This is a genomic window from Dactylosporangium sp. NPDC006015 (assembly GCF_040614215.1).
In the GTDB taxonomy this organism is placed as follows: Bacteria; Actinomycetota; Actinomycetes; order Mycobacteriales; family Micromonosporaceae; genus Dactylosporangium; species Dactylosporangium maewongense.
In genome coordinates, this window is record NZ_JBEXUD010000068.1 from 1 (window position 1) to 20194 (window position 20194).

Below are 20194 nucleotides of genomic sequence, written 5' to 3' on the forward strand. Positions count from 1 at the left end.
CGACGCCGGGGCGCCGATGGTCGACCTGCACGGGCAGGTCCACTGGTACAACGAGTCCTCGCCGCCGCGTTGCTGGACCACCTGTCCAAGGCCGGCGGCGACACGCGGGAAGCCGCGGCCCAGGCGGGCGAGGGCTGGGGGCGGCAGCTGGCCGCGGCCGCCCGCGAGCACGCCGACCCGGTCGACACGGTCGTGGAGGTGTTCGACGGCCTCGGGTTCGGGCCGCGGCGGGTGCCCGCCGAGCCGGGCACGATCCACCTGCACACCTGCCCGTTCCTGGAGCTCGTCGGGCAGAACCCCGACGCGATGTGCGGCCTGCACCTCGGGGTCGTCCGCGGCATCCTGGAGCAGCGGGGCGGGGCCGGCGGCGGCACGGTGCTGGAGCCGTTCGGCGCGCCCGCCGCCTGCGTCGTGCGCGTGCCGTCGTGAACCCGCGGGTGCCGCTGCTCGCCGCCGGCGGCGGTGCGCTGCTGGCCGGCCTGTACGGCGGGCTGCTCCCGCTCGGCACCCCCGTCCCGGCGCCGGCGCTGCCCCTCGAGGCGGTGCACGGGCCGCTGATGGTCCTCGGCTTCGCCGGCACGCTCATCGCCCTGGAACGGGCGGTCGCGCTGGGCGCGCGATGGGCGCTGCTGGCGCCGGCCTGCTCCGGGCTCGGCGGCCTGACGCTGCTCGTGACCGGTCCGGGCCTGGCCGGCAAGGTCCTGCTGATGGCCGCCTCGGTGGTCCTGCTCGGCGTGTACCGCGCGCTGTGGCGCCGCCAGCCGGAGGCCGCGCTGCTCGCCCAGGCGGCGGGGGCGTTCGCCTGGTACGCCGCGACCCTGCTGTGGCTGGCCGGCTTCACCGTCGCCGAGATCGTGCCGTGGCTGACCGTGTTCGTCGTCGCGACCATCGCCGGCGAGCGCCTGGAGCTGGCCCGCGTCGCCCTCTTCGAGCGGCACGCCGAGCGCTGGTTCCTCGCCGCCCTGGCCGCTCTGTTCGCCGGTGCTGCCGCCGTCACGGTCCGGCCCGCCGGCGGCACGCAGCTGTTCGGCGCGGCGCTGCTGGGCGTCGTGGCGTGGCTGCTCGTGTACGACGTAGCCCGCCGCACCGTCCGCGCCACCGGTCTGCCCCGGTTCATCGCCGTGGGGCTGCTCGCCGGCTACGCCTGGCTGGGCGTCGCCGGGGTGCTGTGGGCCGGCGCGGGCGCCACCGGCGGCGGAGCCCGCTACGACGCCACCGTGCACGCCGTGTTCCTCGGCTTCGTCATGTCGATGATCTTCGTGCACGCCCCGGTGATCCTGCCGGCCGTCCTGCGCGTGCCGTTGCCGTTCCACCCGCTGCTGTACGCGCCCCTGGCCCTGCTGCACGCCTCCCTGCTGGTCCGCGTCATCCTCGGCGACGCCTTCGGCGCGGCGGCGGTGTGGCGCTGGTCCGGCGTCGCCAACGTCGCGGCGGTGCTCGGCTTCGCCGTCTGCGCGGCCCTCTCCCGCCGCGCCCACCGCCGGCCGCCGGTCGCACGAGCGGCGCTGTCGTGACCGCCGTCGCGGTGGGCGCGGACGCCGCACCGACCGGGCGGGCGGCGTGGCACCGGCGGGTCGCGGCGCTGCCCCTCGCCTACCTTGCCGGGATCGCCGCGGTCGGGGTCGGGCACCCGTTCCTGCCCGGCTGGCGCTGGCTGGTCATCCACCTGCTGCTGCTCGGCGCGGTCACCAACGCCGTCGTGGTGTGGAGCGCCCACTTCACCGCCGCGGTCCTGCGCATCCCCGCCCCGCCGCGCCGCCGTGCCGAGGCGGTCCGGCTGGCCGTGCTCAACGCGGGCGTCGTCGCGGTGCTCGCCGCTGGCGTCGCGGACCTGCCGTGGGTCGGCGTCGCCGGGGCCGGGGCTGTCTTCGCCGCGGTCGCCACGCACCTCGCCTGGCTCGCGCGGCAGGTGCGGACCGCGCTGCCGGCCCGGTTCGCCGTCACCGCCCACTACTACCTCGCCGCGTCCGTCGCCCTGCTCACCGGCGTCCCCGCCGGCGCCTGGATGCTGGTGGTCGACGACGGCGCGAGGCCGCGGCTGCTGCTGTTCCACGCGCACGTGAACCTGCTCGGCTGGGTCACGCTGACCGTCCTGGGCACGCTGCTCACGCTGTGGCCGACGGTGCTGCGCACCCGCATGGCCGACGGCGCCGCCCGGGCCGCCCGCACCGCGCTGCCCACGGCGGTGACCGGCCTGGCGCTGCTCGCGGTGGGGGTGCTCGCCTGGTGGCCGGTCCTCGCCGCGGGCGGGCTCGCCGTCTTCGCCGCCGCCGTCCTGATCACCGCCGCGCCCGCGGTACACACCGCCGGGCAGCGCCCACCCGCGTCGTTCGCCACCTGGTCGATCGCCGCCGCGGGCGGGTGGCTGCTCGTCGCGCTCGGCGTCGACGCGTGGACCCTGCTGTCGTCCGCCACCCCGGCCGCCGCGGCGGACCGCTTCGGCGCCGTCCTCGTCCCGCTGCTCGCCGGCTTCGCCGCGCAGGTCCTCATCGGCGCGCTGACCTACCTGCTGCCGGTCGTCCTCGGTGGCGGCCCGGCGCTCGTACGGCAGCGGTCGGCGCGACTCGAACGGCACTGGCCGCAGCGGGTCGCCATGGGCAACGCGGCGCTCGCCGTGTTCCTGCTGCCGGTCGGCGCGTACGTCCACATCACCACGTCACTGCTGGTCCTCGCTGCACTGCTGCAGTTCCTCGGACCGGCGGCGCGCGTCCTGCTCACCGCCCGGAGGTAACGATGCCCGCAGAGCACGCCCGCCCGCTCGGTGGCGTCGCCGCCGGCCTGGCGCTGGTCGTCCTCGCCACCCTCGTCGGCGTCGCGGCGCAGCGGGTCGCGGGCGGCGGCACCGGCGCCGACACCAGGTCCGCGGCGACGACCGGCGAGGTGACGCCGACCGGGCACACCACCACCGTCACCGTGACCGCCGAGGACATGCGCTTCCACCCCGACCACATCGCGGTCCCCGCCGGCGACCGGCTCGTCGTCGAGCTCGCCAACCGCGACCGCCGCCGCCACGACCTCGTCCTGGACACCGGCGCGAAGACCGGCACCGTCGCCGCCGGCGGCACCGCCCGCCTCGACGCCGGCGTCATCGGGGGCACCGTCGAGGGCTGGTGCTCGCTCCCGGGCCACCGGCAGGCGGGCATGACCCTCACGATCACCGTCGACGGCACCCACGACCACCCGGCCGCCACCGCGGAGTTCACGGCACGGGATGCCACGGCGCCGCCCGTACCCCCGGAACGCGTCCACAAAGTCGAGCTGCGGGTGCGGGAGGACGCACGGCAGCACCTGTGGACGTTCAACGGCACCGCCCCGGGACCGACGCTGCGCGGCCGGGTCGGCGACACGTTCGAGATCACGCTCATCAACGACGGCACCATCGACCACGGCGTCGACTTCCACGCCGGCGCGCTCGCCCCGGACGAGCCGATGCGCCCGATCGAGCCCGGCGAACGGCTCACCTACACGTTCACCGCGACCCGTGCCGGCATCTGGATGTACCACTGCTCGACGATGCCGATGCTGCTGCACATCGGCAACGGCATGTACGGCGCCGTCATCATCGACCCGCCCGACCTGGCACCGGTCGACCACGAGTTCGTCCTCGTGCAGTCCGAGCTGTACCTCGGCGGCGACCTGGCGAAGATGCAGGCGGACCAGCCGGACGCGGTCGTGTTCAACGGCCACGCCGACCAGTACACCCACCGGCCGCTGCAAACCCGTGCGGGCCAACGGATCCGTGTCTGGGTCCTCGACGCCGGCCCGAGCCGCGGCAGCGCGTTCCACATCGTCGGCGCCCAGTTCGACACCGTCTACCGCGAAGGGCAGTGGCTGCTGCGGCCCGGCGACCCCGGCGGCGCGCAGGTCCTGGACCTGTCCCCAGCGGCCGGCGGCTTCGTCGAGACCACCCTCGCCGCGGCTGGCCACTACCCGTTCGTCACGCACGCCATGGTCGACGCCGAACGCGGCGCCCGCGGCATCATCGAGGCCTCATGAGCAGGAACCGGTTCGTGCCGCCGCAGCACGGCGCGTGGGCGATGCTTCTGCTGCCGTGGCTCGCCGGGGTCCTCACGGCGGGCTTCCGTTGGCCGCACCTGCCGCTGCTGGTGGCGTGGCTGGCCGCCTACCTGTTCAGCTACTACTTCCTGCAGGCGGTCAAGACCCGCCGCCTCGCCCGGGTCCGCGCGCAGCTGCTCCTCTACGGCCCGGTCGCGGCCGTGCCGGGTGCGCTCGTGCTGCTCGTGCGGCCGCAGCTGCTCTGGTACGGGCCGGCCTTCGCCGCACTGTTCGCGGTCAACGTCGCCTACGCCCGGCGCCGCGACGAACGCGCGCTCGTCAACGATCTCGCGTCGGTCGTACAGAGCTGCCTGATGGTCTTCGTCTGCGCCACCGTCGCCGGCCGTCCGCTGGCGGAGGCCGTGCCGGTGTTCGCGGCCGTGACCGCCTACTTCACCGGCACGGTGCTCTACGTCAAAACCATGATCCGTGAACGCGGCAGCGTCGGCTACTACCGCGCGTCGGTGCTGTTCCACCTCGCCGCGCTCGGGGCGGCCTGGTGGGTCGGCGTGCCGGTGCTGGTCGTGTTCGCCTTCCTGCTGGCCCGCGCGGCCCTGCTGCCGGGGCGCCGCCTGACCCCGAAGCAGGTCGGCCTGATCGAGATCGCCGCCACCGTCCTGCTGCTGGTCCTGCTGCTGGTCATGGTGCCGGTCGCGGGGTGAACCGCTCGCGGGTCACGCTCCCGCGCCGGCCGGCACCTCGTCGTGGAGCTCGTAGCCGGTGACGAGGTCGCAGTCGATGGCGATGACGCAGTTCATCTCCTCGTCCACCCAGGGGTGCAGGAGCCGCTCGTAGCGGGCCTGGCGGGCCGGATCGAGGACGAGCCTGGCGGTGCCGGTGACGACCACCGTCCAGCCGGTGTGGGTGTCCGGGTCGAGGACGTCCGCCTCGTACGCCACGACGACCCCACCGCCCTGGGTGGCCGCTGAGGCCAGGGCGCCGCCCAGGTTGCTGCGGATCACGACGGAGTCACCGTCGACGAGGTGGTTGACCGGCCGGATCGCCGGGAGCGCACGCATGCTGAAGACCACCCGGCCGACCGGCACCGACGCCAGCAGCTCCAGGCAGCGGTCACGGCCCAGGGCCCGCATCGACACCATCCCTGAACTGTTCCCCTGTCGTCCCGCCGCGGCCAGGGCCGTTGGACCCGTGTCCGGCGGGACCTTTTCCCCTGTACGTCACCGCCCGCCGGCCCTGCTGTACACCCCTGGCCGCCGCCTAGCGTGATCCACGGAGCCAATTGAAGGAGCGCGGCATGCGAACAGTGACCGAACCGGAGCTCGCACGGATCCTTGGCGCGCTGCCGGGCATCCCGCGGATCGTCGCCAGCGGCAACTACGCCGCCCCGCGCCGCCTGCTGTCCGTCGCCGACGCGGCCGTCGCGGAGTTCCGGCTGTTCATGCTCAACGCCCAGCACGGCCTGCCGGACCGCGACGGCGTCGTCTACGAGTCCGCGTTCGTCGGGCCGGGGATGCGCGCCCACCCGCGGCTGCACTACTTCCCGTGCCGGCTGTCGCTGGTGCCGCACCTGTTCCGGCAGCGGCTCGCGCCCGACGTGGTGCTGCTGCACACCTCCCGGCCGGTCGGCGGTGCGGTCAGCCTCGGCGTCGAGGTCAACGTCCTGCCGGCCGCGATCGAGTCCGCCCGCGCCCGCGGCGGCATCGTCGTCGCGCAGGCGAACCCCGCGATGCCCTTCACCCACGGCGACGCGCTCGTGCCCCTCGACGCGGTGGACTACCTCCTCGAGGTCGACGAGCCGCTCGCCACGCACGCGGTCGTGGCGCCCGACGCGGTGTCGGCGGCCATCGGGGAGCGGGTGGCCGCGCTCGTGCCGGCGGACGCGACGCTGCAGCTCGGCATCGGCGCCATCCCGGACGCGACGCTCGACGCCCTGCTCGACCGGCGCGGGCTGCGGATCTGGTCGGAGATGTTCAGCGACGGCGCCCTCGCCCTGGAGAAGGCGGGCTGCCTCGACCGGGACACGCCGATCACCGCCTCCTTCTGCTTCGGTTCGGCCGAGTTGTACGACTGGGTCGACGCCAACCCACGTATCCGCATGCTGCGCACCGAGAAGACCAACAACCCGGGCACGATCGCCGCGCACCCCAACCTCATGAGCGTCAACAGCGCGCTGCAGGTCGACCTGTTCGCGCAGGCCAACGCCACCCGGGTCGGCAACCGTACGCACTCCGGCTTCGGCGGCCAGACCGACTTCATCGTCGGCGCCATGCACTCCCCCGGCGGCCACGCCGTCATCGCGCTGCGCTCCTGGCATCCGAAGGCCGACGTGTCCTCGGTCGTGCCGCTGGTGTCCGGCCCGGTCACCTCGTTCCAGCACAGCTACATCGTCACCGAGCAGGGCACCGCCACGATCTGGGGCCGCGACTCGGTGGAGCAGGCCCAGGAGATCGTCGACCACGCCGCACACCCGTCGATCCGCGACGAGCTCCGCGCCGCCGGCCGGACGTTCGGGCTCCCCCTCCACTGACGACCGGGACCAATGGCCCGCATCCGCCGATCCACATGCCTCTGCCGGGTCCGCGCGCACCGGTCGACGCTGATCTCATGGACACCACAATCACGGGCACCACGAGCATCGTCGTCGGGCACGACGGGTCGCAGGCTTCACAGCAGGCGGTGGACTGGGCCGCCGACGAGGCGGAGCGCACCGGCGCGTCGCTGCGGATCGTCCACGCCTACCAGCTCGGCTGGCCGGCGGGTGCCTCCTACCGCCCGACGGCTCAGGAGGCGGACGAGGCCCGGGGCCGCGCCGAGGAGCTCGCGACCGGTGCCGCCGCGGCGGTCCGTGCCCGCGGCACCGGCGTCGACGCCGTCGCCACGGTGGTGCACGCCGCGCCGGCCGCGACGCTGCTCGACTTCGCCCATGCCGGCGCGCGTCTGCTCGTCGTCGGCAACCGCGGCGCCGGCGGGATGGCGAGCCTGCTCCAGGGCTCCGTCAGCCAGCAGGTCGCCACGCACGCCCGGGTCCCCGTCGCCGTCGTCCGCGGCCGCACGGCGACGCCCGGCGGCCCGGTCGTGGTCGGGGTCGACGGCTCCCCCTCCGCCGGCGCCGCGCTCACGCTCGCGTTCGAGGCTGCCGCCGCGCACGGCACCCACGTCGTCGCCATCAGGGCGTACGTCCCGCCGTCCCCCTCGGTGCTGCCGCCGGGCGCCGTCGAGGCCGAGGAGCGCGCGCACCTGCGGGAGTCGCTGGCCGGTTGGCAGGACAAGTACCCGTCCGTGCGCCTGGAGGCGCTGCTGGCCACCGGCCGGGCGGCGAAGGTCCTCGTCGGCGTCTCGCACACCGCACAGCTCGTCGTGGTCGGCAGCCGCGGCCACGGCGGCTTCGCGGGCCTCCTGCTGGGTTCCATCGGCCAGCAACTCATGCACCACGCCGAGTGCCCGGTCCTGATCGCCCACCGTCCGGCCTGATCCGGCGCACATCTGATGGGAGGGGTGAGTCCGGTGGTGGCAGTCATGCTCGTGGCCACGTCCATCGCCGCCGTCTACATCGCGCTGATCGCCCTGCACGTCCAGGCCATCCACGGCGACCCACCGGGCGCCGACCGACACCGGCCGCGTCTCGCGACCTGGCTCGCCACCCGCGAGGAGCGGCGCCGCGGCCGCGCCGAGCGCGACGCGGCCCAGCGCCTGATGTCCGGCTCGCTGGACCAGGCTTCGTACCGGGCGGCCATGGCCGCCATGGCCGCCCAGGACGCGGCCGAGCACCCCGTCGAGATTCCGAACACCTGACGCGACAGCGCCAGAACGCCAGGTCACTCTCCGTAGATGCCGGCTGCCACGGCGAACGATCGCGCCTTGCGCACATCTGTTTGATATGCAGGTGACCATGGCGGCTCCGCGAACCCCTCGCCTCGTTAGCAACTCCAGCGCCGTGTCGCCGGCACCGGCGATGTCGGCCGCAATCGCCTCCAGTCGCAGCCCGTGGCGGATAGCTTCCGGCCCCGATCTGCAGGCCCGCCCCGGGCTCGGCCACCACCCCGCGACCCGTGACGGACCCTCCGGCCCGGCCCGCTGTCGGACAATGGGGGGCGGGCCCGTCGAGCCGATCACCGTCAAGCGATCCTGTGACGACACCTGACCCTGAAGCAGCCCGGGATGTTCCCGTATACGGTCCCGTCGGCAGGCCAAGGCGGGTGGGGGCGCCGTGCCGGCGCCTAACGGGGGCGCTGTCGCGGCGTTGTCATGCCGGTGGTTCCGGCAGGCCGAACAGGTCGGCGAGGCCGCTGACCTGAAACCGTTGGTGCATCGCGGGGGTCAGCGCTTCGAGGTCCAGGCTGCAGCCGGCGTCGTCGCACCAGCGTTTGGCGGCCACGATCGCGCCGAGACCTGACGAGTCCATGAACGTGATCAGTGCGAGATCCACTGCCAGCACGGTCGGCTCCAGCTGCAGTGCTGCACGGACCGCCGTGCGGAACTGATCAGCGGTCTGCTGTTCCAGCTCGCCACTGAGGACGATCGTGACCTTGCCGACCGACGGTATGCCGATCTCGGTCCAGAGCGGCATCGTTCACCTCGATCCATTTCGGTGCTCGGGCTCGACGATACCGACCCATTTGTCCCCCGCAACTCGATGCGACAGGAGATGGATGCGACTGTGCGGCCGGGGATTCCCGGGCCGGGGGCGGTGGTCCCGGGGCGGCGGGCGTGACTGCTCAGAGATGGGCGGGCAGGCGACGCCGCCCCCGAGGCGCTGGCGACCCGCCGAGAAAATCTATGGTGGAGAAGCTAGACATGCTCACTGCCGTCGGTTAACGTTCTTCAGGTCGAGAGAAGAGAACACAAAGACGCTGACGAACCGCCCTACCCGTTGGGCGCAGGAGCAGAGCCGGCAGCAACATTGCAGGTTCGCTCGGCACGGCAGGACGAGATGGGTGAGCCAGAGATGGTGTTGGTGGCATCGCCCGTAGGACGGTTTCATCCGCAGGTGAGGGTCATGAAGTTGCGTGGACCCGCAGCACCGGCGGAGTCCGGCACGCGGTAGGACTCAGAGAAGCAGAGGAAAGGGAGGGCCGTACACCGTTGGATCGCCCGCACCGGCAGCAGTTCCGCCGGGGGTGGACACCGCAGTCTCCATCGAACGAGAGGTGGTCTTCGGTCACGCTTATGCGATCCTCGCACCCGACGCTGTCTGTGGCGTCCGGTGCGGACACGACAAGCCGGCGAACGTGCCGGTAGATGGTGTTTGACCCATAAACCCTTGGGCCCCGGCGCTACTGCGCCGGGGCCCTCGACCTGGAGGCTCCATGGCCCAACCCGATGACATGTTCGGTGACGAGGACTACCCGGCCTACACCATGGGCCGTGCCGCGGAAATCGTCGGTACCTCGCAGGGCTTCCTGCGCCGCCTCGACGAGCTGAAACTCATCACCCCGCACCGCTCCGGCGGCGGACACCGCCGCTACTCCCGCTATCAGCTCCGCCTCGCCGCCCGCGCGCGGGACATGGTCGATGGGGGCACCGCCGTCGAGGCCGCCTGCCGGATCATCATCCTCGAAGACCAGCTCGAGGAAGCGCTGCGCATCAACGCGGCCCGCGACACCACCTGACTGGCCAGCCCCGCCCAGGCCGGTACAGGCGTCAAACGGACGCCGTGCCGGCATTCACGGTCGCCCAGCCGTTCAGCGTGCCAACTGCGATACCCCCCGGCCAAAGTCGCAGCGATCGCGGCGGAGGTCATTACATGGCGACGTATGGGTGCTAGACGCCTTCTCATGCGATGTGGACGTTCCAGTAGTACTCGGCGATGGTGTCGGGCTGGGTTTCGGATCGGTCGAACACCGGATCAGGTTGTCGATCATGGCATCCGGACATGCCGCCGGTCTGGCACTGCGGCTCGGCGGTGACCGTCACGCTTCGTACACAACGCCGGGAGCCTCCGTGCGCACTCGTGCCGATTTCAGTGCATCCGAGCTGTGTTCACCGGTGGCGATCATGTTGGCGCGTTCGTGGTCATCGTGGTGGCGCCCCGGGTCGCCGAGACGATCGGCGCCTTCGACGCAGCCAGCCGCACGCTCCACCTGGACCCGTACGCTGCGGTCCGCGGCGGACTGCGGTAGTCAGCCGGCGATCAGGCAGAACGGGTGACCGGCTGGGTCCAGTAGCACCCGCCACCGGTTGCCGCCCGGCTGATGGTCGGGCCTGACCGCCCCGAGCTCCAGCGCCAGCTTCTCCGCGGCGTCGAGGTCCTCCACTTGGAGGTCCAGGTGGAACTGTTGTGACACCTCCTGATCTGGCCACTGCGGGGACCTGTATCCGTGGACTCGCTGGAAGCCCAGGTCGCGGCCTGAACCATCGGTCAGGGCAACGAACTCGTCGGCGTCGTAGCTGAGTTCCATGCCTGTCAGCTCTTGGTAGAACCGGGCCAGAGCCCGGGGATCGGCGCAGTCCATGGTCACGCCTCGCACCGTGGCGATCGGCATCCTCCGCTCCTTCTCGTCCAGGTTCGCGGGCCACGAAGTGGCCGCAGGTAGTGATCCAACCGCGCTGTCGTGGCCCGGCTCCGCTCAACACCGGTCACACGGGCGGCCACAGGGACCAATCGCGGTGGCCCTGGTCGATATGGAGTCCCCTCGTGTTCAGCTAAGCTGAGGCTGCCTCGAAATATATCGAGGGGGCCTCGACTTAGCAAGGAGGTACGGTGAGCGCCGCGAACATGCCCCAACGCCGGATGCGTGCCGACGCCCGCCGCAACTACGAACGGGTGCTCACGGAGGCGGAGGTCGCCTTCCGGGAACGGGGCACGGAGGCATCGCTGGAGGAGATCGCGCGCCAAGCCGGAGTGTCGATCGGCACGCTGTACGGGCACTTTCCGACCCGGCAGGCGCTGCTCGAAGCGATGCTGCACGAGAGCATCGACCGGCTCGTTGCCACCGCCGAGGAGTTGCTCACGCACCCGTCGCCCGGCGAAGCCCTCGCCCGGTGGGCCGGCGCGACCGCGGCGCACATGTCCGCCTATCGAGGGCTGGCCAGCTCACTGCTGAGCTCCCTGAAGGACGAGAGTTCTCCGCTGCACCGGGCATGCCAGCAGATGACCGCCGCCGGCGAGCGGCTGCTCGATCGAGCGCGCTCGGCGGGTGTCGTGCGGGCCGAGGCCAGCGCCGCGGACATGTTCGCGCTCGTCAACGCGGCTGCCTGGGTCCGCGAGCAGGTCCCCGCCGAGCAGGGCGACCGCCTGCTGGCGTTCATGATTGACGGACTGCGCCCGGTAACCGCCGAGACTCGCCGTCCCGCCGACCCTGGCCCGTGAGGTCACGGGGCCGGGAAGCGCCGAGGGCGGGTGCCGGCTCGCCCCCGCTTGAGCAACGAGGTCTCCTGCGTTCACCGCCTCAAGTCTTGCAACACGTCAAGACGGATGCACGGATCTGCCGCAGGCCGGGCGTTGCGGCTCGGCCGTGATCGTCACGCTGTGTACGCCGTTCCCGCCGGCATGCTCTGCGGACTCATGCGCTCGCGTGCCGATGAGGGCGAACGCTATGCCGAGGGCTCCCGTCTGGATCATTCCAAGCAAAGACAGAAGGGGTGGCCTGCTGGGTCCAGGAAGACCCTGTAGGACGTGCCGGGCTGGTCCGGGTGTTGGGTTGCACCGAGATCGATCACTGCCGCTTCGGCGGCGTCGAGGTCGTCAACGAGCATGTCGAGGTGCATCTGCTTGGGGCGGTCCTGGGTCGGCCACGTCGGCGGCGTGTATTCAGCCACCCGATGGAAGGCGATGCACTGGCCGTCCTCGGAGCAGACCGAAGCCCGGTCGGCGGAGACGTCGATCTTCCAATCCAGCATCGCGCCGTAGAACCTGGCGAGCGCACCAGGATCGGGACAGTCGATAGCGATGAGGGGCAAGCGAGCGATGGCCATGCCGGCCAAGATATCGACCATCGCGGCTGGCGCGCGTCCGGATTCCGCAGTGACGTGCTGGCACTGTTGACCGCCGTACGTCCGCCATGCCGCCGATCGGGCGCGGTGCCCGTCATGGGTGTCGCGCTGGGCCCATCCGGGGATCCCGTTCCTGTCCCGTTAGGGTGAAGTGATCTTGAGGGTAGGCGCGGCGCGGGCGCGCGACCATACGGTCGTCGTCACCGGAGCGGAGTCGGCGACGCCGGTTAGCGTGGGTCACGTGCGGCCGCGTAGTCGGCGCCGATCACGTTGAGCAGGGCCAGCGCCTGCGCATCGCGTGAGCCCAGGGGTGCGCTGTACAGCACGAGGTGCTGGTCGCTGTCGTCGAGGGTGAGTGCGTCGCAGTTGACGGTGATCTCGCCGACGACCGGATGGTGGAAGGTTTTGGTGAGCATCGGCGCGGCCTGCACGTCGTAGCGGTCCCACAACCGCGCGAACTCGCGGCTGCCTTGGCGCAGGTCGTCGACCAGTTCGGTCACCAGTGGGTCAAGCGGGTAGCGCGCTGCGGTGGCGCGCAGCTTCTGCACGACGTGGTGGCGGAACTCGGTGGCGTCGGAGATCCCGTACAGCGGCACGCCGTCGTGCGGCGATTCGAGGAACGCCCGGCGGGCGAGGTTACGGTCGCGGACGCTGAGCGCGCCGAAGTCTTCCATCAGCGCGGCCGTCAGGTCGTTCCAGGCGAGCACCTCGAACATCGCGGAGGTCACGAACGCGGCGGTCTGCGGCAGCCGGTCGAGCAGGGCGAGGATGCTCGGGCGTACCTCGCGGCGGTGCAGCCCGCTACGGGCGGGCGCGGTGCCGGCGAGCACGTGCAGGTGGCCGGACTCGGCGTCGGTGAGCCGCAGCGCGCCGGCGACGGCGGCCAGGACCTGGGCCGACGGGCGTGGCGCCCGGCCCTGTTCGAGGCGCAGGTAGTACTCGGTGGAGATGTGGGCAAGGACCGCGACCTCCTCGCGGCGCAGGCCCGGGGTCCGCCGCCGCGGCCCGGCGGGCAGGCCCACGTCGAGCGGGTGGAGCCGTTCGCGGCGGCTGCGGAGGAACGCCCCGAGTTCCTGCTTGTGCATGCCTTCCAGTCTGCCCGTCCGTGTCCCGGCCATCCTGGTACCGGCTGTACCTGAATGCGGGGCCGGCACCGAGCCAGGCTGACCGCATGACCAATGACATCGTTTCGACCCCGATCGGCCTGCTGAGCGGCAAGGTCGTGTTCATCACCGGCGCGAGCCGCGGCATCGGCGCTGCCGCGGCCCGGCTGTTCGCCCAGGAGGGTGCCGCGGTCGTGCTCGCCTCGCGTGGCCTCGACGCCCTGAACAGCCTCGTCAAGCAGATCCGCGCCGAGGGCGGAGTGGCCGACGCGGTCGCCCTGGACCTCGCCGACAGCACGAGCATCCGCGCCGGCATCGACCGGGTGGCCGAGTTGCACGGCCGGCTCGACGGAGCATTCAACAACGGCGCGACGATCCAACATCCCGGGCCACTCGACGCGATCAGCGACGAAGACGTCGACCGGCAGTTCGCGGTGAACTTCCGCGCGCACTGGACGGCGATGAACGCCGAGTTCGCTTTGATGACCCGCCACGGCGGCGGCGCGATCGTGAACACGTCGAGCATCGGCAGCCGCCGCGCGAATCCGGAGCTGCCGGCGTACGGGGCGATGAAGCGCGCCTTGAACAGCCTCACCGAGACCGCCGCCGTGACCTGGGCGCGGCAAGGGGTGCGGGTCAACGGCATCACACCGGGTGGCACCGCCACCGAGATGATCGACGCGTGGGAGGCGGCGTCGCCCGGCGTGAAGGACCGGATCAACGCGGCGGTGCCCCTAGGCCGTATGGCCGAGCCGCGTGAGGTCGCCGAGGTGGCCGCTTGGCTGCTCAGCGACCGGGCCGCGATGGTGACCGGCGCGATCGTGCCGGTCGACGGGGGCGCCGGCGCCTAGAATAGAGGTCGCGACCGGCGCCTCGACCTGCAGCTTCGTAACCGACTCAGCTTCTCTGTGCGCCGCGACCAAGCGCCCCATCCGCGCACGAGTCGTCACTGCTTGTGCTGTCACGGGTCGGCGGGCGGTTCCAGGTGCACCGCCTCGCCGAGATGTCGATGCCGTATTTCGCGCCGTGGACGATCTCTCCCCTACGTGCCCGGACAGTTCTCACGCCGAGGTCTGGTGCCAGCAACACTGGTGAACCGAAATTGCCGTGCAGGCGAGGAGTAGGCAAAGGCAGGTGTCGGATGAGGGCGATCGTGGTGACGGACCAGGCTGCGGGAACGGCCGGGATGACGTTGGTGGAGCGGCCCGAGCCGCCGGCAGCGACAAAACGACGTCGTCGTTGAGGTTCATGCGTCGGGGTTCGTCCCGACTGAGATGGCGTGGCCGTCGACCTGGACCGATCGCGTCGGCCGTGACCGAACACCGTCGATCCCCGGGCACGAGTTGGCCGGAGTGGTCACCGCTCTCGGGAACGGCACGACCGGTCTGTCGGTGGGACAGCGGGTGTTCGGCCTCACGGACTGGCATCGCGACGGCACCCTGGCGGAGTATGTGGCCGTCGAGGCACGCAACCTCGCGCCGCGGCCGGGCGACGTCGACTTCACGGTGGGCGCGAGCCTGCCAATCTCGGGCCTGACCGCGTGGCAAGGGCCGTTCCAGCACGGCCGCCTTCAGGCGGGGCAGAGTGTCCTCGCGCACGGCGCGGCCGGCGCCGTCGGAACGATGGTGACACAACTCGCGCGTGAGGCGGGCGCGTGTGTCATCGGTACGGGGCGCGCTGCCGACCGTCAGAAAGTGCTCGACTTCGGCGCGCAGGAGTTCGTCGACCTCGACAACGACGTCCTGAAGGACGTCGGCCGCGTCGATCTGGTGTTCGATGTCATCGGCGGCGACATCCAGAATCGGTCCGCTGGCCTGGTTCGCGCCGGAGGAACATTGGTGACCGCCGTCGGACCACCCGAAGCGCGGCCAGCCGACGGCCTGGCGATCGACTTTGTTGTCGAGTCCGACCGCACCCAACTGTGTGAGATCGTCCAGCGGGTGCGGGACCGACGACTGCGGACAAACATCGGCAACGTCGCAACCCTCGACGATGCCGTCGCTGCCCTCAACCCGACCGAGCGCCGCAGGGGGAAGACGATCATCAGCGTTCGTCCGTGAGAACTCGGGGACGCGATCGTCGGGCGGTAGGTCGGCACAACCTGGCCCGCACTCCCTGAGCACCAGGTGAAGATCAAGCTTGTCGCCAAGATACAGCCAGTTCGTTGAGGTCATCTCCCGGCTCTCCCGCCATCCCGGCGGCATCGTCCGTGCGCCAACCTCACCGCCCCGGCGGTGGCAGCTGGGCTTCAATCCAAGATCATTTGCACGCACATGCCGCTGAGCCGGCGCTGCGGCTCACGTCGATCGTCACGGTCCGTACGCCGCTCCACAGGCCATTGATCACAAATCTGACGAGCGCGCCACATCGCGACGATCTTGGCCCGGCTTACGCCACCAGTTCCTCGCTGAGGGTCCATAGACGCGCGGCGGCCTCGGGGTCGCGGGCCAGGGAGCTCGGCTCGATCTGCTTGCCGCGGAAGAAGTAGCCTCCGGTGACCTCGGCCGCCTCCGGGGCGCTGGCCAGGTAGACCGGGGTGGCCGCGCCGGTCTGAACGGTACCCATGAAGGGCTTGGCGGCCGCAACGAGCAGCTTGGCGAGGCCGCGGACCTCGCGGCCCAACTGGGTGCGGATGAGGCCCGGGTGCAGACAGTTGGCGACCACGCCGGTGCCGGTCAGGCGCTTGGCCAGCTCCACTGTGAACAGGATGTTCGCCAGTTTCGACAGCGGGTAGCTCGGCTCGCCGCGGGCCAGTTCGTCCCACGGGATCTGCTCGGCCGAACTATGCGCATTGGACGACACCGTGATCACGCGGGCCGGCGCGCTGCCCACCAACCGTTCCCGCAGCAGGCTGGTCAGCAGGAACGGCGCCAGATGGTTGACAGCGAACATGGTCTCGTAGCCGTCGACCGTGAACTGCTGCTTGAGCATGATCACGCCGGCGTTGTTGTCGAGCACGTCGAGCCGGTGGTACTTCTCCAGCACCTCGGCGGCCAGCCGGCGCACTTCGGCCAGGCTCGACATGTCGGCCGTCAGGAGATCCACCTCTGCGCTGGGCGCCCGATGCCGGATCTCCCTGACGGCCGCTCGCCCTCGCTCGGCATCGCGCCCGACGACGACCACGGTGGCCCCCAGCTCGGCCAGCCGGACCGCCGTCTCCCGGCCAATCCCACTGGTCCCGCCGGTCACCAGGCACACCTTGCCGGACATTGTGTTCATTGGCCCTCCCGGATGTACCTACCGCAGCGCCACTTTCTCCACGGCGACGCCTCGGGTACCAGGTGTGGCTCGACGCCGTCAGCAGACGTGCCCGGTCCGCCCCGTTCTCCTGGCGATCCTCGATGCCGCCGTCAGCCGCCGCAACGTCCAGATCGCTGCCGTTACGCCGACCCACGCACCACCATGCGCTACGAGCAAGATCAGCTCAAGGCCCGTCCTGAACGGGGCCGAGCAACTCATTACAGACATCGGTTTGCGGTACGAGTCCGGCCAGGGAATCCACGCAACCCCGGCATCCGGAATGTGGCCCGAACGGCCAGGGTCATCATCGGCCGTCGTCGGAACTCGGGCCCCTTGCCGCTACGACCTCTTGATCGGATGCACGGACATGCCGCGGACGGAGCTCGCCTCGGCCCTCAATGCTCAGGGATCTTTGACGGCTTGGTCGGCCGATCATTGTGGCAGGACGGAGCGCCGCTGATTGGTAGCGTGCCCAACGGCGCGCCGCAGGCCCGGGCCAGCTGGGTGCTGGTCAATCTCGGTGTTTGCGCTCTGGGTGGTGTGGGTCTTCAGCGCCTGTTGCGGCGGACCAAGAAGACGACAACGCCGACAACGACTGCGATGCAGCACAGGGTGCTGGTCAGGCGGCCGAGCGAGTATGCGATATCTTCCGCTGTGTCTCTGGTCCCTTGTGCCCCGGAGCCGCCGGCCCAGGCTGGAGCGCCAGCGGCGGTCGAGGTGACAACACCGATGACGGCGGCGCAGATGCGCATGGACAGGACTCGCAGGCTCACGATTCGGCAGCGTAGATCATCATCACCGTTGCCACAATCAATCGGCCAGGCCAGACGTCCGGACCTGCCGCTGGTCTCGCGCGGCGCCGGCACCCTGGTCGTCGCAGCGAGCGATGTGCCCCGCCGACATCGACGCTTGCTGTCTTATGGATGAACCTGGCTGAAGTCGGACATCTATTCTTTGGCGGTACGAGCGGCTGCGAGTACTCACTGGGAGGGCCTGTGTCGGTGTGGGCGGGCGTGCGGCAGCGGGTTGAGGCGTTGCGGGCGCATGGCGCGGACGAGCGGGTCATCGGGGCGTCCGCACACGGTTTTGTGCTGGAACCGGTTCTGACCACGGATGAGCTTGCCGGCCTGGAGGCAAATCTCGGCGTGGTTCTGCCGGAGGAGTACCGCTCGTTTCTCACGGAGGTCGGTGCGGGCGGCGCGGGTCCGACGTACGGTGTCTTCCCGGTCCGCCGCGAGCCTGCCGGCACCTGGCGCTGGCACGGCGACGGCGCAGACCTGACGAGGGTGCCGCTGCTCGCGACGCCGTTTCCGGTGCAGCGGATCGGTTCGGCCGCGCTCGCCGAGCTGCGGCAGAGCTGCCCCGATGAGGTGGACTTCGACGACGAGGAGACGTTCGACGCCGCGATGGAGGCGTTCGAGGAGCGCGTCGAAACGCTGCTGTGGGACGACGCGTTGACTGCCGGCGCGATCTGTCTCGAGCACCTCGGTTGCGCTCAGCGCACGTGGCTCGTCGTGAGCGGGCCCGCTCGAGGGCAGATGTGGGACGACCCGCGGTCCGACGAGCTCGACCTGCGCCCGGTCCTCGGTCCGGGCGGGTCGACGCCGGTGACGTTCGCGGCGTGGTACCTGCGATGGCTCGACGCTGCCGAGCGTGCCACGGGCTGACCGACGCTCAATCGTCATGATCGAGTCGGGGTCGCCAGGGCAGCCCGGATCTTCCACGTTGTCCGAGCCCTCACCGCCAGCACAGCGGAAGGTATCGGACCTCCTCCGGCGGGTATCCGCTCAAGTAGTCATTTGTGTCCTTTGTGGACGCCCTGGCGGGGTGGAAAATTGGGGGTGGTTGCCCGCCGACGTCGTCGCGGCTTGGTTCGATGAGACCGTCAAGTAGTCTGACGCTGGGAGCCGGTTCCAGGGCCCTGCATTGTTGCCTTGAGCACGCGAGTCCGCCTCTTTGTTGTCCCTCGGCCCCGCGGGCAGCCACCTGATAGGTGTCCGCGTGGTGCATGACGAGGAGCAAGGGGATGGAAGCAACCGACGAAACTGTCCAGCTTGTGGAGCGGGTCGCCGCGCTGGATATCGGCAAAGCCAGTCTGATGGCATGTATCCGGGTGCCGAACGAACGCACTGCGGGCAGGCGTCGGCAGGAGGTGGCCGAGTACGCCACGACCACCGGTGCGCTGCTGCGCCTGGCCGACCGGCTCCGTGAACTGGGCGTGACCAGGGTGGCGATGGAGGCCACCTCGGACTACTGGAAACCGGTGTTCTATCTCCTGGAAGCCGAGGGGTTCCAGTGCTGGTTGCTCAACGCCACACACGTGAAGAACGTGCCCGGCCGGCCCAAGACCGACAAGCTCGACGCGGTCTGGCTGGCCAAGGTCCTCGAGCGAGGCATGTGCGCACCCAGCTTCGTACCACCCAAGCCGATCCGCCGGCTACGGGACCTCACCCGCTATCGGCGCTCATTGATCCGGGACCGGACCCGGGAGAAGCAGCGGCTGGAGAAGCTCCTGGAGGACGCGCAGATCAAGCTGTCGGTGGTCGCTTCCGACATGTTCGGGGTCTCCGGGCGGGCCATCCTGGCCGCGTTGATCGCCGGGCAACGCGACCCCCAGGTTCTGGCGGAACTGGCCCGCGGCCGGCTGCGTTCGAAGATCAGTCAGCTGCGGGAGGCGTTGACCGGTCATTTCCAGGAGCACCACGCGCTGTTGTGCGCCAAGATGCTCGACCGTGTCGATGCCATGACCGCCGACATCGCCGAGGTGAGCACCGCGATCGAAGCCGCGATCCGCCCCTACGATGCTCAGGTCAACCAGCTCGACGAGGTCACCGGCATCGGCGTCACCTGCGCCCAGGAACTCATCGCCGAACTCGGCGTGGACATGACCGTCTTCCCGACCGCCGCGCACCTGGCTTCCTGGGCCCGGTTCGCGCCCCGCGCCAACCAGTCCGCCGGCAAGAACAAACCCGCCACCACCGGCAAAGGCAACCCCTGGCTCGCCAGCACCCTCGGCGAGATCACCGCCGTCCTGGCCCGCAGCGACACCTTCCTCGGCGAACGCTACCGACGCCTGTCCAGACGCCGCGGCAAACTCCGCGCCATCGTCGCCACCGGCAACTCGGTCCTCACCGTCGTCTGGCACCTGCTCAACGACCCCAATGCCCTCTACCACGACCTCGGCGCCGACTTCCACGACACCCGCTACCACCAACGCCACCAACACAACCTGATCATCCAGCTCGAACGCGCCACCGGACAGAAGGTCACCCTCACCGCCAGGGACGAACCAGCCGCCGCGTAACCCACCACCGCTTCCAACGTCCCCAACCACCCACCACAAACCACCGGGGCTCCGCCCCGGTGCTGCCGCCTGCCCACTCACTGAAGATTTTCGAGTCAGCCGCAGGTCACGCGCGCCAACCGGCTCGGAGATCGTCACGCTTCGTGGTGACTGGCGGGCGCATCGAACCGTGCGGCTGTGCGCGCTCGTGTTGCTGAGCACGATCATGCACGGCGACAGCTGGGGGCGCCGTGGCAATGGTGGGTGACATCTTCGGCTGTTCGCGCCCCGGATAGTCGGAGGTACAGCCCGCGCTGACGCCTCGCAGTTCGGCCGGCACCGCCGCGGGGTCCATGCGGTTCCGACTGCGGAGGCCGGTCACCGCTGAGGTCGGCCTCGTCCCGAACGGGCAAGGCGGCTTCCGTCTCGAAGTCACCCTGCGGACGAAGCTGCCGGAAAGCCTGCCCCGGGAAGCCGGTCGCGAACTCATCGAGGCCACTCACCAGGTGTGCCCGTACTCCCACGCCACACGCGGCAACATCCCAGTCGAACTGCTCGCCGGGTAACCGCCGGACGCCGCCTGGACCGCAACCACCGGAGTCCGCGACGCAGGTGGCGT

At 70.8% G+C, this 20194-nt stretch carries 20 protein-coding genes and 2 pseudogenes; 15 read left to right on the plus strand and 7 right to left on the minus strand.

What is annotated here, in order from left to right; translation table 11 throughout:
- The 5 genes and pseudogenes from ABZ321_RS53870 to ABZ321_RS53890 form a co-directional block, all read left to right on the plus strand.
- Window positions 1-429: pseudogene (locus ABZ321_RS53870) on the plus strand (transcriptional regulator); the annotation flags it as partial.
- On the plus strand, window positions 426-1514 hold the full coding sequence (locus ABZ321_RS53875; RefSeq protein WP_354904170.1) for a hypothetical protein: 1089 nt from the start codon (window positions 426-428) through the stop codon (window positions 1512-1514). The pseudogene ABZ321_RS53870 and the gene ABZ321_RS53875, both read left to right, overlap by 4 nt.
- Window positions 1511-2731, plus strand: coding sequence for a hypothetical protein (locus tag ABZ321_RS53880; RefSeq protein ID WP_354904172.1), 1221 nt, complete (start codon window positions 1511-1513; stop codon window positions 2729-2731). Before ABZ321_RS53875 ends, ABZ321_RS53880 begins: the two co-directional genes overlap by 4 nt.
- Window positions 2732-2733: 2 nt before the next feature.
- Window positions 2734-3996, plus strand: coding sequence for a multicopper oxidase domain-containing protein (locus ABZ321_RS53885; RefSeq protein ID WP_354904173.1), 1263 nt, complete (start codon window positions 2734-2736; stop codon window positions 3994-3996).
- Window positions 3993-4718: a YwiC-like family protein gene (locus ABZ321_RS53890; RefSeq protein ID WP_354904174.1), complete on the plus strand. Its 726-nt coding sequence runs from the start codon at window positions 3993-3995 to the stop codon at window positions 4716-4718. The genes ABZ321_RS53885 and ABZ321_RS53890 overlap by 4 nt, the downstream gene beginning before the upstream one ends.
- Window positions 4719-4730: 12 nt before the next feature.
- Here the strand turns inward: ABZ321_RS53890 and ABZ321_RS53895 are convergent, their stop codons facing one another.
- Complete coding sequence (locus tag ABZ321_RS53895) at window positions 4731-5156, minus strand: pyridoxamine 5'-phosphate oxidase family protein (protein WP_354904175.1); 426 nt, start codon at window positions 5154-5156, stop codon at window positions 4731-4733.
- Window positions 5157-5311: 155 nt separating this feature from the next.
- Between ABZ321_RS53895 and ABZ321_RS53900 the strand changes: the two genes are divergently transcribed.
- The 3 genes from ABZ321_RS53900 to ABZ321_RS53910 all read left to right on the plus strand — a co-directional run bounded on the left by ABZ321_RS53900 (window position 5312) and on the right by ABZ321_RS53910 (window position 7809).
- The gene (locus tag ABZ321_RS53900) at window positions 5312-6544 is read left to right on the plus strand and encodes an acetyl-CoA hydrolase/transferase C-terminal domain-containing protein (RefSeq protein ID WP_354904176.1); all 1233 of its coding nucleotides are present in this window, start codon (window positions 5312-5314) and stop codon (window positions 6542-6544) included.
- A 77-nt stretch (window positions 6545-6621) separates the two neighbouring features.
- A complete protein-coding gene (locus ABZ321_RS53905; RefSeq protein WP_354904177.1) occupies window positions 6622-7488 on the plus strand; it encodes a universal stress protein in 867 nt (288 codons plus the stop codon).
- Window positions 7489-7521: 33 nt separating this feature from the next.
- Window positions 7522-7809, plus strand: a complete 288-nt coding sequence (locus tag ABZ321_RS53910) for a hypothetical protein (RefSeq protein ID WP_354904178.1) — start codon at window positions 7522-7524, stop codon at window positions 7807-7809.
- 451 nt (window positions 7810-8260) lie between these two features.
- On the opposite strand, the gene ABZ321_RS53915 is transcribed toward ABZ321_RS53910, so the two are convergent.
- Complete coding sequence (locus ABZ321_RS53915) at window positions 8261-8584, minus strand: STAS domain-containing protein (protein WP_354904179.1); 324 nt, start codon at window positions 8582-8584, stop codon at window positions 8261-8263.
- A 739-nt stretch (window positions 8585-9323) separates the two neighbouring features.
- On the opposite strand from ABZ321_RS53915, the gene ABZ321_RS53920 reads away from it, so the two are divergent.
- Window positions 9324-9626 (plus strand): MerR family transcriptional regulator, encoded by a 303-nt coding sequence (locus tag ABZ321_RS53920; RefSeq protein ID WP_354904180.1) that lies wholly within the window; start codon window positions 9324-9326, stop codon window positions 9624-9626.
- 163 nt (window positions 9627-9789) lie between these two features.
- Here ABZ321_RS53920 and ABZ321_RS53925 read toward each other — a convergent pair whose 3' ends face one another.
- Together ABZ321_RS53925 and ABZ321_RS53930 are read right to left on the minus strand one after the other, a co-directional pair.
- Window positions 9790-9930 (minus strand): hypothetical protein, encoded by a 141-nt coding sequence (locus tag ABZ321_RS53925; protein WP_354904181.1) that lies wholly within the window; start codon window positions 9928-9930, stop codon window positions 9790-9792.
- A 206-nt stretch (window positions 9931-10136) separates the two neighbouring features.
- A complete protein-coding gene (locus ABZ321_RS53930) occupies window positions 10137-10499 on the minus strand; it encodes a VOC family protein (protein WP_354904182.1) in 363 nt (120 codons plus the stop codon).
- A 218-nt stretch (window positions 10500-10717) separates the two neighbouring features.
- Between ABZ321_RS53930 and ABZ321_RS53935 the strand changes: the two genes are divergently transcribed.
- On the plus strand, window positions 10718-11326 hold the full coding sequence (locus tag ABZ321_RS53935; protein WP_354904183.1) for a helix-turn-helix domain-containing protein: 609 nt from the start codon (window positions 10718-10720) through the stop codon (window positions 11324-11326).
- A gap of 248 nt (window positions 11327-11574) precedes the next feature.
- Here ABZ321_RS53935 and ABZ321_RS53940 read toward each other — a convergent pair whose 3' ends face one another.
- Entirely contained in the window at window positions 11575-11931 is a 357-nt protein-coding gene (locus ABZ321_RS53940; RefSeq protein ID WP_354904184.1) for a VOC family protein, read from the minus strand.
- A 245-nt stretch (window positions 11932-12176) separates the two neighbouring features.
- On the minus strand, window positions 12177-13034 hold the full coding sequence (locus ABZ321_RS53945) for a helix-turn-helix transcriptional regulator (RefSeq protein ID WP_354904185.1): 858 nt from the start codon (window positions 13032-13034) through the stop codon (window positions 12177-12179).
- 86 nt (window positions 13035-13120) lie between these two features.
- On the opposite strand from ABZ321_RS53945, the gene ABZ321_RS53950 reads away from it, so the two are divergent.
- The 3 genes and pseudogenes from ABZ321_RS53950 (at window position 13121) to ABZ321_RS53960 (ending at window position 15112) form a co-directional block, all read left to right on the plus strand.
- Window positions 13121-13903 (plus strand): SDR family oxidoreductase, encoded by a 783-nt coding sequence (locus tag ABZ321_RS53950; RefSeq protein ID WP_354904186.1) that lies wholly within the window; start codon window positions 13121-13123, stop codon window positions 13901-13903.
- Between the two features lie 423 nt (window positions 13904-14326).
- A pseudogene (locus tag ABZ321_RS53955) lies at window positions 14327-14401 on the plus strand (hypothetical protein); the annotation flags it as partial.
- A gap of 3 nt (window positions 14402-14404) precedes the next feature.
- Window positions 14405-15112 (plus strand): NADP-dependent oxidoreductase, encoded by a 708-nt coding sequence (locus tag ABZ321_RS53960; protein ID WP_354904246.1) that lies wholly within the window; start codon window positions 14405-14407, stop codon window positions 15110-15112.
- A gap of 328 nt (window positions 15113-15440) precedes the next feature.
- Here ABZ321_RS53960 and ABZ321_RS53965 read toward each other — a convergent pair whose 3' ends face one another.
- Window positions 15441-16262 (minus strand): SDR family oxidoreductase, encoded by an 822-nt coding sequence (locus tag ABZ321_RS53965; protein ID WP_354904187.1) that lies wholly within the window; start codon window positions 16260-16262, stop codon window positions 15441-15443.
- A gap of 953 nt (window positions 16263-17215) precedes the next feature.
- Between ABZ321_RS53965 and ABZ321_RS53970 the strand changes: the two genes are divergently transcribed.
- Both ABZ321_RS53970 and ABZ321_RS53975 read left to right on the plus strand, forming a co-directional pair.
- Window positions 17216-17959 carry an SMI1/KNR4 family protein gene (locus ABZ321_RS53970; RefSeq protein ID WP_354904188.1) on the plus strand — a complete coding sequence of 248 codons (744 nt, stop codon included), beginning with the start codon at window positions 17216-17218 and terminating at the stop codon, window positions 17957-17959.
- A gap of 359 nt (window positions 17960-18318) precedes the next feature.
- Window positions 18319-19596 carry an IS110 family transposase gene (locus ABZ321_RS53975; RefSeq protein ID WP_354904191.1) on the plus strand — a complete coding sequence of 426 codons (1278 nt, stop codon included), beginning with the start codon at window positions 18319-18321 and terminating at the stop codon, window positions 19594-19596.
- The last annotated feature ends 598 nt before the right edge of the window (window positions 19597-20194 follow it).

Coding starts and splice junctions, on each gene's coding strand:
- ABZ321_RS53930 (WP_354904182.1), bottom strand. CDS start 10,499: ATGCCGATCGCCACGGTGCGAGGCGTGACCATGGACTGCGCCGATCCC.
- ABZ321_RS53895 (WP_354904175.1), bottom strand. CDS start 5,156: ATGGTGTCGATGCGGGCCCTGGGCCGTGACCGCTGCCTGGAGCTGCTG.
- ABZ321_RS53905 (WP_354904177.1), top strand. CDS start 6,622: ATGGACACCACAATCACGGGCACCACGAGCATCGTCGTCGGGCACGAC.
- ABZ321_RS53965 (WP_354904187.1), bottom strand. CDS start 16,262: ATGTCCGGCAAGGTGTGCCTGGTGACCGGCGGGACCAGTGGGATTGGC.
- ABZ321_RS53970 (WP_354904188.1), top strand. CDS start 17,216: ATGAACCTGGCTGAAGTCGGACATCTATTCTTTGGCGGTACGAGCGGC.
- ABZ321_RS53920 (WP_354904180.1), top strand. CDS start 9,324: ATGGCCCAACCCGATGACATGTTCGGTGACGAGGACTACCCGGCCTAC.
- ABZ321_RS53940 (WP_354904184.1), bottom strand. CDS start 11,931: ATGGCCATCGCTCGCTTGCCCCTCATCGCTATCGACTGTCCCGATCCT.
- ABZ321_RS53900 (WP_354904176.1), top strand. CDS start 5,312: ATGCGAACAGTGACCGAACCGGAGCTCGCACGGATCCTTGGCGCGCTG.
- ABZ321_RS53885 (WP_354904173.1), top strand. CDS start 2,734: ATGCCCGCAGAGCACGCCCGCCCGCTCGGTGGCGTCGCCGCCGGCCTG.
- ABZ321_RS53950 (WP_354904186.1), top strand. CDS start 13,121: ATGACCAATGACATCGTTTCGACCCCGATCGGCCTGCTGAGCGGCAAG.
- ABZ321_RS53975 (WP_354904191.1), top strand. CDS start 18,319: ATGGAAGCAACCGACGAAACTGTCCAGCTTGTGGAGCGGGTCGCCGCG.
- ABZ321_RS53915 (WP_354904179.1), bottom strand. CDS start 8,584: ATGCCGCTCTGGACCGAGATCGGCATACCGTCGGTCGGCAAGGTCACG.
- ABZ321_RS53945 (WP_354904185.1), bottom strand. CDS start 13,034: ATGCACAAGCAGGAACTCGGGGCGTTCCTCCGCAGCCGCCGCGAACGG.
- ABZ321_RS53890 (WP_354904174.1), top strand. CDS start 3,993: ATGAGCAGGAACCGGTTCGTGCCGCCGCAGCACGGCGCGTGGGCGATG.